Source organism: Agromyces ramosus (assembly GCF_004216665.1).
GTDB lineage: Bacteria > Actinomycetota > Actinomycetes > Actinomycetales > Microbacteriaceae > Agromyces > Agromyces ramosus.
Map to the genome: position 1 here is coordinate 378,552 of NZ_SGWY01000001.1, position 12,918 is coordinate 391,469.

General features: G+C 68.7%; 12 protein-coding genes. 6 read left to right on the plus strand and 6 right to left on the minus strand.

Going from position 1 to position 12,918, the window contains the following annotated elements:
* Window positions 1-13 precede the first annotated feature (13 nt).
* On the minus strand, window positions 14-1,861 hold the full coding sequence (locus EV187_RS01710; RefSeq protein ID WP_130351310.1) for a glycosyltransferase family 2 protein: 1,848 nt from the start codon (window positions 1,859-1,861) through the stop codon (window positions 14-16).
* A 242-nt stretch (window positions 1,862-2,103) separates the two neighbouring features.
* On the opposite strand from EV187_RS01710, the gene EV187_RS01715 reads away from it, so the two are divergent.
* Both EV187_RS01715 and EV187_RS01720 read left to right on the plus strand, forming a co-directional pair.
* Window positions 2,104-3,027 (plus strand): ABC transporter permease, encoded by a 924-nt coding sequence (locus EV187_RS01715; RefSeq protein WP_242609380.1) that lies wholly within the window; start codon window positions 2,104-2,106, stop codon window positions 3,025-3,027.
* Window positions 3,028-3,092: 65 nt separating this feature from the next.
* Window positions 3,093-4,352: an ABC transporter ATP-binding protein gene (locus EV187_RS01720; protein ID WP_130351311.1), complete on the plus strand. Its 1,260-nt coding sequence runs from the start codon at window positions 3,093-3,095 to the stop codon at window positions 4,350-4,352.
* Here the strand turns inward: EV187_RS01720 and rfbA are convergent.
* Together rfbA and EV187_RS01730 are read right to left on the minus strand one after the other, a co-directional pair.
* Window positions 4,342-5,205 carry a glucose-1-phosphate thymidylyltransferase RfbA gene (rfbA, locus tag EV187_RS01725; RefSeq protein ID WP_130351312.1) on the minus strand — a complete coding sequence of 288 codons (864 nt, stop codon included), beginning with the start codon at window positions 5,203-5,205 and terminating at the stop codon, window positions 4,342-4,344. The genes EV187_RS01720 and rfbA overlap by 11 nt on opposite strands.
* A 1-nt stretch (window position 5,206) precedes the next feature.
* Entirely contained in the window at window positions 5,207-5,815 is a 609-nt protein-coding gene (locus tag EV187_RS01730) for a dTDP-4-dehydrorhamnose 3,5-epimerase family protein (protein WP_130351313.1), read from the minus strand.
* A 97-nt stretch (window positions 5,816-5,912) separates the two neighbouring features.
* Here EV187_RS01730 and EV187_RS01735 point away from each other — a divergent pair, with 97 nt between their 5' ends.
* Window positions 5,913-6,767: a glycosyltransferase family 2 protein gene (locus EV187_RS01735; protein ID WP_130351314.1), complete on the plus strand. Its 855-nt coding sequence runs from the start codon at window positions 5,913-5,915 to the stop codon at window positions 6,765-6,767.
* A gap of 23 nt (window positions 6,768-6,790) precedes the next feature.
* Here EV187_RS01735 and EV187_RS01740 read toward each other — a convergent pair whose 3' ends face one another.
* Entirely contained in the window at window positions 6,791-7,708 is a 918-nt protein-coding gene (locus EV187_RS01740; protein WP_242609381.1) for a class I SAM-dependent methyltransferase, read from the minus strand.
* Window positions 7,709-7,871: 163 nt separating this feature from the next.
* On the opposite strand from EV187_RS01740, the gene rfbB reads away from it, so the two are divergent.
* Complete coding sequence (gene rfbB / locus EV187_RS01745) at window positions 7,872-8,870, plus strand: dTDP-glucose 4,6-dehydratase (RefSeq protein ID WP_130351315.1); 999 nt, start codon at window positions 7,872-7,874, stop codon at window positions 8,868-8,870.
* Between the two features lie 2 nt (window positions 8,871-8,872).
* Complete coding sequence (gene rfbD, locus EV187_RS01750; RefSeq protein ID WP_130351316.1) at window positions 8,873-9,727, plus strand: dTDP-4-dehydrorhamnose reductase; 855 nt, start codon at window positions 8,873-8,875, stop codon at window positions 9,725-9,727.
* A gap of 36 nt (window positions 9,728-9,763) precedes the next feature.
* Here rfbD and EV187_RS01755 read toward each other — a convergent pair whose 3' ends face one another.
* Both EV187_RS01755 and purE read right to left on the minus strand, forming a co-directional pair.
* Entirely contained in the window at window positions 9,764-11,131 is a 1,368-nt protein-coding gene (locus tag EV187_RS01755) for an LCP family protein (protein WP_130351317.1), read from the minus strand.
* The gene (gene purE / locus EV187_RS01760; protein WP_207221750.1) at window positions 11,128-11,595 is read right to left on the minus strand and encodes a 5-(carboxyamino)imidazole ribonucleotide mutase; all 468 of its coding nucleotides are present in this window, start codon (window positions 11,593-11,595) and stop codon (window positions 11,128-11,130) included. Before purE ends, EV187_RS01755 begins: the two co-directional genes overlap by 4 nt.
* Before the next feature lie 169 nt (window positions 11,596-11,764).
* Here purE and EV187_RS01765 point away from each other — a divergent pair, with 169 nt between their 5' ends.
* Entirely contained in the window at window positions 11,765-12,904 is a 1,140-nt protein-coding gene (locus tag EV187_RS01765) for a glycosyltransferase family 4 protein (protein ID WP_130351319.1), read from the plus strand.
* The last annotated feature ends 14 nt before the right edge of the window (window positions 12,905-12,918 follow it).

Consider the following 12,918-nt stretch of genomic DNA (forward strand, 5'->3'; position numbering starts at 1 on the left):
CCCGCGGTGGTCCTCAGCCACCGTACCGTCGGTCGCGATCCTGCGCGGCCGCGGCGACGATCGTTCGGACCGCGTCGACCATCTCGTCGTGATCGGCGAGATCGGTGACGCGAACGACGGCCTGGCCCGCGAATGCGGCGACCCTGCTGTCGTCGGTCGAGACGACGGCGTCGAACAGCGCCGCCGCGTCGAACGCGCTGCTCGACTCGGCCGAGACGAGCACGTTGAACGCAGCGGCGCGCGGTGTCGTCGGCGCATCCACCGTGAAGGCGACCACGATGTCGTCGAGGTTGTCGCTCGGGTGCACGCCCCCGCGAGTGGTGACGACCTCCTGGCCGAGTTCGACCAGGATCTCTGCGAGGCGCTCGCGTCGCACGTCCTCGCCGTCGTGCGCGGTCAACGCCCAGCGCAGACTCGGAAGGCCGCTCGCGGGACCGCTCGCGACGGTGGTTCGCGTTCGCCGCAGGATGGGCACACCCTCCACGATTCGCGCCTCATCGTGGAACGCGACCGTCCGATAGCCGTCGATCACCACCCCGATCGCGCGGTACCGTTCCGCATCGGACGCCGGGAACCGACCCCGCCACCGCTCGAGGAACCGCTTGCGGTTGGCGGTGTCGAAACGGCTCCGTCCGGGTGAGCTGCCCTCCGCATGCACGGCGATGGACTCGGGAACGACGCGGAAGCCACCGCCTTGACGCTCGGCGAGTCGAAGGCACAGGTCCACGTCCTCGTAGCCGTTCACGTACCCTTCGTCGAAACCCTCGACGTCGATCAGGGTCGAGGCGCGCAGCATCATCACCGCGGCGGTCACGGCCGAGAAGTCGAGCCGTCGCATGCGACCGGCGTCCTCTCGGGGATGCCCCGCGAGGAAGTGCCACGGCAGTACGCGCTCCCCGAGGAACACCGTGCCCGCGGTCTGGATCCGGCCGTTCGGATACAGCAGCAGCGGCTGCACCCCCAGCACATCCGCGGATTCGGCGAGGACCCGCAGGAGCGGGTCGAGCCACCCGTCGCGGACGACGGCGTCGTTGTTGAGGAGGAGGACGTACTCGCCGGTCGAATCGGCGATCCCGCGGTTCATGCCCCCCGCGAAGTTGGTGTTGACATCGCACCGGATGACGTGCACGCGGGTGTCGGCGATGAAGAGTCCGGTGAGGAGGCGGAAGACGTGCGGGGCCGAGCCGTTGTCGATGACCATCACCTCGATGTCGGCGCCGTCGCACTCCGCCAGCACCGACCGAACGGCGTCCGTCGTCATGCGCCAGTCCTGGTACGTCGGGATCAGCACCGACACACGGCCGGGAACACGCGTTGCCGCGCTCGACCGGGCGAGGTCCCAGTCGACGTTCGAACGCGCGCCCTCGTTCGGCGGCGACGCGTAGGCATCGGCCACGAGCCTCGTCATGCGTCGACCCGCGTCCGCGAGGCTGAGCCCCCCACCCACGTCGACACGGTCGGCGTCGCCGATGAGGGCCTGGAGCGCGAGGAGGCTGACGTCCACGTCGACGTCGCGGTCGGCGGTGAGCGGCGACGTGGTCGCGTGGCGGAGGTAGCCGAGCACGAGGTCCGACTCGAGGTGGGCAACGGCGTCGGCCGTGAGCTCCTCGTCGGACCACCATGCGACCTCCACGAACGGGCTGAACGAGAGGTTCTCGGCACGGCCCGACGCGATGTGGTACGCGACCGCGTCCTCGACGGTCTCGAGCCGAGGGGCATGGGCGGGAAGCTGGGCGCGATAGTAGTCGAGGTCGAACAGCCCCGACGAGAGGAGTGCGGCGTCGGGATCCGGGGCGGCGGGCGCCGGCGGAGCGAACCTTCCGGGGAGGAGCCGACGCACGCGGGACGTGAACTCAGACACGGACGCTACCGCTGGGAACGCGGCGATGAGCGCAGGCGACCATGCTTCCCAACCTCCTCGTGGGATCGAATGCACACCGACGCAGGGGGTCTCGTCGCGAACGATGTCGGATTCACCTTAGTGGGACGGACACGGCTGCTCCAAGCCGAGCCGAGGCGGGATGGAGCGCGGCAGCGACCACCCGCGCACCCCGAGGGCGCACCCAGAACCCCGCCAGTCACGGACAGTATGATGAGCGGACTATGAGTGAGCCCTACAACCCGGCCGCCCTGCGCGATCGTCGCTACGAGCGACTCGACTCCGAGCCCATGCGACTGGTCGGCGGCTCGACCGGCGAGGGCCTCAGCGGCCGCGGAGCCATCGCGCAGATCTTCCGGCATCGGGAGATGCTCGACCTGCTCATCCGGCGTGATCTCAAGGCCAGGTACAAGGACTCCAGCCTCGGCTTCGTGTGGACCCTCGTTCGGCCCCTCACCCAGCTGGTGATCTACTACGTCGTCGTCGGCCAGTTCCTCGGAGCCGCTCGCGGCATCGCCGACTTCGCCGTCTACATCTTCGCCGGCCTCACGATCTACGGCCTGTTCAGCGAGATCGTGATGGGCGGCGTCGGATCGGTGGTCGGCAACAGCGGCCTCGTCAAGAAGATCTACCTTCCTCGCGAGGTGTTCCCCCTCTCATCGGTGGGCTCGGCGATCTTCAACTTCGGGATACAACTGGTCGTCCTCGTCGCGGCGACGATCGTGATCGGCGCCGTGCCATTCCACGCGGAGCTGTTCTACGCCGTGCCCGCCGTCGCGCTGATGCTCGCCTATGGAACGGCGCTGGCGTTGCTGCTGTCCGCGGCGAACGTCTACCTGCGCGACATCCAGTACCTCGTGGAGGTCGCGGTGATGCTGCTCATGTGGGCCTCGCCCATCGTCTATTCGTGGACGATGGTCCGTGACTCGGTCGGGACCGGCACGCTCCTCGAGATCTACACGAACAACCCGCTGACACTCGCGGTGCTCGGGTTCCAGCGCGCGTTCTGGACCGCGGGCACACCCGCCGACTACCCGCCCGACCTGCTACCGCGCATGCTCATCGCATTCGCCATCGGGCTGGTGCTGCTGTACCTGAGCCATCTCGTCTTCCGTCGCCTCCAGGGCAATTTCGCGCAGGCGCTCTGAGCCCTCGCCTGACGCACGCACGGCCGCTCGCCCCTGAGCGCCCTCGATCACTACGAAAGAACCCAATGCAGTTGAGCAACGTGGACGCATCGCCGAGACCGCCCGTCGTCGTCGAGGTCGCCGATGTATCCAAGCGATTCGTCGTCCGGAAGGACAACTCGCTGAAGGAGCGCATCGTGACCCTCGGACGCGCGGGCCGTCGCTACCGCGAGGAGTTCTGGGCTTTGTCGGATGTGTCGGCTTCGATCCGTGCCGGTGAGACGATCGGCCTCATCGGTCACAACGGTTCGGGGAAGAGCACCCTGCTCAAGATCATCGGGGGCATCCTCGAACCGAGCAAGGGGCGCGTCGACGGACGCGGCCGGGTTGCCGCCCTGCTCGAACTCGGGGCGGGATTCCATCCCGACCTCACCGGGCGCGAGAACGTCTTCCTCAACGCCTCCGTGCTCGGCCTCAGCCGGGCGGAGACGGAGTCGAAGTTCGACGACATCGTCGCGTTCTCGGGCATCGGGGAGTTCATCGACACGCAGGTCAAGTTCTACTCGTCCGGGATGTACGTGCGACTGGCGTTCGCCGTCGCCGTGCACACGGACCCCGACGTGCTCATCGTCGACGAGGTGCTGGCGGTCGGCGACGAGGCCTTCCAGCGCAAGTGCATGGACAAGATCAAGGCGTTCCAGGCGGAGGGCCGCACGATCATCCTCGTGACGCACTCGATGGGACAGGTCGCCGAGCTCTGCGATCGGGCGATCCTCCTCGATCACGGCAAGGTCGTCATCGACGGGACGCCGAACGAGGTGATCGCCACCTTCCGGGACATCCTCGAACAACGACGGCTGGCGGAGTCCGACCTCGCCGGCCGCGCGGCTGACGACCCCTCCCATGCGAAGATCTCCGCGACCAGGGTGCGGATTCCCGGGCGTGGGCCCGGCGAGCCGGCCCGACCCGGCGACGACATCGTCATCGAGACGACCCTGTCCCACCCCACCGGCCTGTCGTCGTGGTTGTGCGCCATCCAGATCGACAACGAGCACGGGCAGGTCGTGTTCGGGACCAACACCGATCACGAGCGAAGCGGACTGGGCAGCCTCGTCGGGGAACGGCAGCTCGAGGTGCGGATCGTCTCGCCGATGTTCGGACAGGGGACCTACCACGTCAGCGTGGCGCTCCTCGATCCGTCGGGCAACCACCTCGCCGACGCGTCGCTCACGACGTCGTTCGTCATGGAGGCCGACGGGCCGAACTGGGGATCGGTCTATGCGATGTCCCGCGTCGAGGAGCCGGGCACCGGGGAGCCGACGTCCGACGATCCGATCAGCGCTTGAGCAGCTCCCGCAGGTAGCGACCGTAGCCGCTCTTGACGAGCGGGGTCGCGAGCTCGGCGAGCTGCCGATCGTCGATCCAACCGGCCCGCCAGGCGATCTCCTCGATGCATCCCACCTTGAATCCCTGGCGATCCTCGATCACGCGGACGTAGTCGGATGCCTGCATCATCGACTCGAAGGTTCCCGTGTCCAGCCAGGCGGTCCCGCGATCGAGGACCTTGACCTGGAGGCGACCCTCCCGGAGGTAGTGCTCGTTGACGCTGGAGATCTCGAGTTCGCCACGCGCACTCGGCTCGATGGACTTCGCGACCTCCACGACCGAGTTGTCGTAGAAGTAGAGCCCGGGAACGGCGTAGCTGCTCTTCGGATGGGCCGGCTTCTCCTCGATCGAGATCGCCCGCATCGCGTCGTCGAACTCGACGACTCCGTATGCCTCGGGGTTCGCGACCGGATAGGCGAAGATGAGTCCGCCCTCCACCTCGCCGTGAGCTCGGAGGGACGATCCGAGGCCGGTCCCGTGGAAGATGTTGTCGCCGAGCACGAGCGCCACCGTCTCGTCGCCGATGAACTCCTCGCCGATCACGAATGCCTGCGCGAGGCCGTCGGGCGACGGCTGCACGGCGTAGTCGATGCGGATGCCGAGCTGCGATCCGTCGCCGAGGAGCGCCCTGAACTGGGCGTTGTACTCGGGTGTGGTGATCACGAGGATCTCGTTGATGTCGGCCATCATCAGCGTCGACAGCGGGTAGTAGATCATCGGCTTGTCGTAGATGGGCATCAACTGCTTCGAGATGCCCTTGGTGATCGGCCACAGGCGGGTGCCGGAGCCGCCGGCGAGGATGATGCCGCGCATGTCAGCGGACTCCGTTCAACGTGTCGTAGAAGGCTCGCGCATCGGCCCAGGTCGGCAGCAGGCCGGCCTCCCGTGCGGCGCTGAGCCCGGGCGCCTCGGTGTCCTTCGGCGACAGCAGGAGTTCATCGTCGGGCACCGGGAAGTCCAGGCCGACTTCGGGATCCAGCGGGTTGATGCCGTGCTCGCGCGCCGCGTTGAACGGCGCCGACACCAGGTAGCTCACGGTGGCGTCATCGGTCAACGCGACGAAGCAGTGGCCCAGTCCCTCGGCGATGTAGATCGCGCGACGATCGACGTCGTCGAGGAGGACGGAATCCCACTGCCCGAACGTCGGGGATCCGACGCGGATGTCGATCACGAAGTCCAGCACGGAGCCGTGCGTCGCCGTGACGAACTTCGCCTGGCTCGGCGGCACGTCGGCGAAGTGGATGCCGCGGACGACACCGCGGCGAGACACGGAGGTGTTCGCCTGAGCCAGCGAGATCGTGTGCCCGATCGCCGATTCGAGGACATCCGCCCGATACCACTCGAGGAACACGCCCCGGTCGTCTCCGAACTGCTTCGGGGTGAGCTCGTAGCTGTCGGGGATGTCGAGTTCTCGGATCTGCACTCGCAAATCCTAGCAAGGCGGTGGCTCGACGATCGCTGAGCGGACTTCTCCGGGCGTGCGCTCGCATTCCACCTCACGCACGTAACATTGACGCTCGATGAACGAGGAGAACCTGCGAGCACCCGATGTGACGGTCGTCGTGGTGAGTTATGGATCGGAAGCCGTGCTCCCCGCTTTTCTGGACTCGCTCGGGCCGGCCTCGTCGATGCCGTTGCGCACGATCGTCGTGGACAACAAGCCGGCCGGTGGTGCGGTCGAGGGCCTGGCCGAGGCACGCGGCCTCGAGTACCTCCCGCTCGAGAACCCCGGCTACGGCGCCGCCGTGAACAGGGCGGTCTTCGGGCTCGCAGTGGAGACGAAGTGGCTGCTGATCACGAATCCCGACGTCACGATGGATCCGGGGTCGATCGACCTGCTGGTGGGCGCGGGCGAGAAGGACGAGAGGATCGGATCCGTGGGCCCGCTGATCCGGGACGCGGAGGGTGGCATCTACCCGTCCGCGAGACGACTCCCACGTCTCACGACCGGAACCGGCCACGCGTTGTTCGGAAGGGTCTGGCGAGGCAACCCCTGGAGCCAGGAGTACCGGCAGGCGAACGAGGAACCGGTCGCACGGGACGCCGAATGGCTCTCCGGCGCGTGCCTGCTGGTGCGCTCGACGGCCTTCCGCGCGATCGACGGATTCGACGAGTCCTTCTTCATGTACTTCGAGGACGTCGACCTCGGCGCCCGCCTGCTCCATGCGGGCTACCGGAATCGGTATCAGCCCGCGGCGTCCGTGACGCACACCGGAGCGCACTCGACCGAACGGTCGGTCTCGGCGATGGTGGCCGCGCATCACGAGAGCGCCTATCGCTTCCTGGCGAAGCGGTACCCGGGTCCGCTGCTCTGGCCGGTGCGGCAGGCACTGCGACTCGGGCTGCAGGTGCGGTCGCGGCACAGCCGGCGCTGAACACCCCTGCCCCGGTCGGCTGCTCAGGTGCGGTGGAGCAGTCCACCGACGGCACGGACCGGGCGCGTCAGCTTCCAGCTGGTGCTCCCCCGGATCTCGTCGATGGCCGCGCGGAGGGAGGCCGCCTCCATGGTCATGGACTCCGCGGCCTGCTCGGCGGTTGCGAGTCTGACCGACAGGTCATCGACCCGGGCCATGAGGTCGGCGTTCTGCGCGCTGACCTCCTGCAGGTCGACGATCCGGTCCCACTCGCGGCCGACGTCGCCTCCGAGTCGCGCGTAGTCGGCGCGGATGCGGTCCCCGTGCTCCTCCGCCGCGTCGAACAGGGTGCGGAGACCGGCGGGAACCTCGCGCGGTGCGAGGATGCCGAGGCCATGGCCGTGTTCGAACGCGAAGGACGGATGCGATTGCTGGAGCTCGTCCCAGAACTGCCACACGCCGAAATCGTCTCGCCGCTCGGCGATGTCGTGGAAGACGACGACCCCGGTCGGGGAGAGCGTGCTCACCCACGTCTCGTAGTCGTGACGCACGTCCTCGTATCGATGGCGCCCGTCGATGTGGAGCAGGTCGACGCTGCCGGCCTCGAACTGCGGACGAGCGTCGTCGAAGTATCCGCGGACCAACCGGCCGGTCTCGCTGTAGCGCTCACGGACCGTCGCCTCGACCGACTCGAAGACCTCCTCGCCGTAGAATCCCGCGTGGACGTCGCCCTCCCAGGTGTCGAGGGCGTAGACCTGGGTGCCGTCGAGCCCGAGACGCCGGACCGCCTCGCAGAACACGAAGAACGAGTACCCGGCGTGCGTGCCGAGCTCCACGACGCGGCCCGGCCGCACGGCCTGCATGAGCCAGTACGCGAAGGGGGCGTGCTCGGTCCACGCGGAGACGGTGAGGATCGGCGGCCGCCAGTACGAGACATCCGTGATCCAGGGATCCGTGCGCACCAGGCGGTGTCCTTCCTCTGCGAGCGAGGCGCGGGTCCCGGGTCGGGCGGCCGCGCCGTACGTCCGCACCACTCTCGCAGGTGACCGCGGGCATCGCAACGGAGGCGCCCGCGGCCTCCCGAGCGGGAGCGACCTCCGAGATACGCCCGTTAGGATGACGGGCGTGTCAAGACTTCTCGTGACCGGCGGTGCCGGCTTCATCGGCTCGAATTTCGTCCACTACGTCCTCGCGAACACGGACCACACGGTGACCGTGCTCGACAAGCTGACCTACGCGGGCAACCTCGCGTCGCTCGACGGACTGCCCGAGGACCGGTTCCGGTTCGTCAAGGGCGACATCACGGATGCCGCGCTGGTCGATGCCCTCTTCGCCGAGCACGATGCCGTGGTGCACTACGCGGCCGAGAGCCACAACGACAACTCGCTCGAGGAGCCGCGGCCGTTCCTCGACACGAACATCATCGGCACGTACACGCTGCTCGAGGCTGCCCGCAAGCACGACATCCGCTTCCACCACATCTCGACGGACGAGGTCTACGGCGACCTCGAGCTCGACGATCCCGCGAAGTTCACCGAGCAGACGCCCTACAACCCGTCCAGCCCCTACTCGTCGACGAAGGCGGGCAGCGACCTCCTCGTCCGCGCCTGGGTGCGTTCCTTCGGGGTGAAGGCGACGATCTCCAACTGCTCCAACAACTACGGCCCGTACCAGCATGTCGAGAAGTTCATCCCGCGCCAGATCACCAACGTGCTGCGCGGCGAGCGACCCAAGCTCTACGGCAAGGGCGAGAACGTGCGCGACTGGATCCATGCGAACGACCACTCCTCGGCCGTGCTCACCATCCTCGACACGGGAGAGATCGGTGAGACCTACCTGATCGGCGCCGACGGCGAGAAGAACAACAAGGACGTCGTCGAGCTGATCCTGACGACGCTCGGCCAGCCGTCCGACGCCTACGACCACGTCGTCGACCGCCCGGGTCACGACCTGCGCTACGCGATCGACTCGACCCGACTCCGTACGGAGCTGGGCTGGGAGCCGAGGTTCTCCGACTTCGAGGCCGGCCTCGCCGACACGATCGCGTGGTACCGGGACAACGAGGCCTGGTGGGCGCCCCAGAAGGACGCAACCGAGGCGCGCTACCGGGCGCAGGGGCAGTAGGCGTGCGCTACCTGGTCACCGGCGCGAACGGCATGCTCGGGCGCGACCTCCAGTCGGTGCTCGAGGGGCGAGAGGTCACTGCGCTCGCTCGAACCGACCTCGACGTGACGGATGCCGCGGCCGTGACGGCCGCCGTGTCCGGCCACGATGTCGTCATCAACTGCGCCGCGTACACGAAGGTCGACGATGCGGAGGGCGACGAGCGCACCGCCTATGCGGTGAACGCGACCGGCGCGGGCAACCTCGCCGCGGCGGCGGCGGCGGCCGGTGCGAAGCTCGTGCAGGTCTCCACGGACTATGTCTTCGACGGACGAGCGACGAGCCCGTACGCGGAGACGACTCCTCGCGCGCCGATCTCGGCGTACGGGCGCACCAAGGCCGCCGGGGAGGAGCTCGTGCTGGAGCACAACCCCGAGCGCTCGTACGTCGTGCGCACCGCCTGGCTCTATGGCGAACACGGACCGAACTTCGCGAAGACCATGTTGAAGCTGGCGGCCTCCCGCGAGACGTGGACGGTCGTCGACGACCAGGTCGGCCAACCCACGTGGACGGCCGACCTCGCCGCACAGATCGTCTCGCTGCTGGACTCCGACGCGCCGGCCGGGATCTACCACGGCACCAACTCCGGCGAGACGACGTGGTTCGGATTCGCGAAGGCCGTGCTGGACGGCGCCGGCCTCGATCCCGAGCGCATCAGCCCGACGGACAGCTCGCAGTTCGTGCGGCCCGCCCCTCGACCCTCCTATTCGGTGCTCGGCCACGAGGCGTGGTCGCGGGCGGGGATCCCTCCGATGCGGGACTGGCGGACGGCATTGGATGCCGCGTTCGCCAGTGGGGCACTCGCCGACCTCGGCTGACTCCCGCCCGGTCGCGTCGGGCTGTGCGCGGGGGCGTCAGCCTTCCGCCGGCTCCTCGGGCTCGGGCGGGAACACCGCCTGCTGCACGAGCTGCCGGATGTAGTCGTAGTCGGGGTCCTCGGGATCCACGCCGTTGTCCGGCACGAGGGGCACGTCGACGATCGGAAGCTCCTTCGTCTTCGACGCGAGGTCGACGAAGTAGCCCAGCATGCCCTGGGGAACGTCGGTCTTCACCACCTGCGAGCCGGCTGCGGCGATCTCCTGGAACTTGGACAGCACGTTCGCCGGGTTGAACTGGGCGAGCACGGCCTCCTGGATCTGGAGCTGGCGGGCCATCCGGTCGTAGTCGCTCGTGCCGTGACGCGACCGGGCGTACCAGAGCGCGTGGTAGCCGTCGAGGTGCTGCTCGCCCGCCGGGATCCACTCGGCGACGGTCGTGAAGGTCTCGTCGGCGTGGATCGGCACGTCCTCGGGCACGTTCACGGTGACGCCGCCGAGCGCGTCGATGAGCTGCTGGAAGCCGGCCATGTCGATGAGCACGTAGTACTGGATCGGGAGCCCGGTGATGCCCTCCGCGGCATCCCGCATCGCCTCGATGCCGGGCTCGGAGCCCTGGGAGACGGCGTCGGGATACATGTCGGGGCTCTTCAGCTCGACCTCGGTGTAGATGGAGTTGAGCATGCAGACGTCGACCTCGCAGCCGTCGATCGCCCCGTAGCCCTCGGGGTAGACGGCCGCGAGCGGCGAGTCCGCGTCGAACGGCACGTCCGCCATGTTGCGCGGCAGGCCGATGGTCACCGCCTGGCCGGTCTCGGCGTCGATGCTCACCACGCGGATGCTGTCGGGCCGCAGCCCGTCGCGATCTGGCCCCGCGTCGCCGCCCAGCAGCAGGATGTTGTACTTGCCGTCGATCGGCGGCTCGCTCGGCCCGGCCACGAACACCGATGAGAGGAACCCGCTGGCGGTCGTGGCGAGGTAGGCGCCGTAGGCGGCCGTTCCGGAGACCAACGCCATCACCACGACCGTGAACGCCGCCACCCAGGCGCGCGCCGACGGCGCGGTCTTCACGAGCCGCACGAGGCGGAGCGTGTCGAAGGTGAGCACCACCCAGAGCACCGCGTAGAACGCGAGCACCGCCGCCACCACCCACAGCGTGATGGTCGTCGAGAAGACGGTGTAGATCACGGCGGGCCAGAAGATCCAGACGACGAGGGCGACGACCGCGAGGAACCAGAGCGAGAGGGTGGCACCGAGCCCGAAGCGGCCGAGCTTGCGGTCGCCCGCGAGCACCTGCGCGGAGCCCGGGATGAGGAAGTTGAGCACCACGAGCCACCACGCGCGGCGGGTCATCACCGTGCGCGAGGCGAGGTCCGGGAATCGGATCGGGCTGGCGGCGAGGCTCATCGCTTCGACTTGAGCCGTTCGTTCTTCTCCTCGACCAGGTCGGCGAGGGCAGTGGCGTAGTCGGCGAGCGCGGCGCTGAGCGCGGCATCCGACGTCGCGAGGATCTTCACGGCGATCAGGCCGGCGTTCTTGGCGCCCCCGATCGAGACCGTCGCGACGGGGACGCCGGCGGGCATCTGCACGATGGACAGCAGCGAGTCGAGGCCGTCGAGGCGCGACAGCGGCACGGGAACGCCGACGACGGGCAGGGTGGTGACCGAGGCGAGCATGCCGGGCAGGTGCGCCGCACCACCGGCGCCCGCGATGATGACCTTCAGCCCGCGGCCGGCGGCCTGCTTGCCGTAGGCGATCATCTTGTCGGGCGTGCGATGCGCCGACACGACCTCCACCTCGTGCGCGACGCCGAACTCGTCGAGGAGTCCGGATGCCTCGCGCATCACGTTCCAGTCGGAGTCGGAGCCCATCACGACGCCGACGAGCGGGGTGGTTGCTGCAGTCACCCGACGATCCTAGAGCCGCCTGCTGGGAGATGCCCGGAGGGCGCGCAGGGGCGACCCGCGCGAGTGTCCACAGGGGCCCGACCCCGTTCCGCCGAACCGATAGATTGAATCGATCCCACAGGAAGCGATGGACATGACCACTCGATTGCGCGTCGTCGTCGACCAGCTCGTCGCTCCGGTCCCCGGGGCGATCGGCCGGTACACGAGGGACCTGACGCGCGCGCTCATCGATTCGGCGCCCGCGAACTGCGAGGTCGCCGGCATCGTCTCGTCCTCGCCCCCCACGCAGTACGAGTACATCGAGCGCGAGCTGCCGGGTCTGGCCGATCTCTACCGCACGTCGCTCGCGCGACGTGAGCTGGCGGCCGCCTGGCAGATGGGCCTGACCACGTCCCCGGGCGGCGGCATCATCCACTCGCCGAGCCTCTTCGCGCCCCTGCGCAAGCACGACCACGAGTCCGGTAACCAGGTCGTCGTCACGGTGCACGACACCTTGGCGTTCAGCCACCCCGGATCCCTCTCGACCGCGGAGTCGAGCTGGCGCCGCGCGATGCTGAAGCGAGCGCGCAAGCATGCCGACGCGATCGTCGTCTCGACGCACGCACTCGCCGCGCGACTCGCCGACCAGCACGACTTCGGCGATCGGATCCGCGTCGTCAGCACGGCGGCACGCTCCGGACTCCGGGTTCCGGGCGACGCGGCCGAACGCGTGGCCGAGCTCGGGCTCCCACGCGATTACCTCGTCACGATCGGCACGCTCGAGCCCCACCGCGGAGTGACCGACGTGCTCTCCGCACTCGGACGACCCGGGATGCCCGAACTGCCCCTGATCGTGCTCGGCCCGCGCGAGTGGGGCGAGCTGGCGCTGGGCACCGTGGCCGAGGAGTCAGGGGTGCGCAGCGACCTCGTGCGCTCGTTCGACGCGCTGAGCGATGCCGACCTCGCGATCGTCATCGGGGGTGCCGCCGCCTTCATCGCGCCGACGCACGAGGAGGGCGACCCGGCGACCCTGATCGAGGCGCTCACGCTCGGCACGCCCGTCATCCACTCCGATGCGCCCGAGTACGTGGAGACGACCGCCGGGGCAGCGCTCTCGATCCCGGTCGGGGTCGCCGGCGAGGGCTACGTGAATCGCCTCGCCGCGGCCATCTCGACGGTCGTCACCGACGACTCCGTGTCGGATCGCCTGTCGATCGCCGGCCATGATCGATCTCGCGCCTTCAGCTGGCGCGACTCGGCCGAGCGCGTCTGGCAACTGCACGCGGACCTGTGACGGCCGACGGCGCC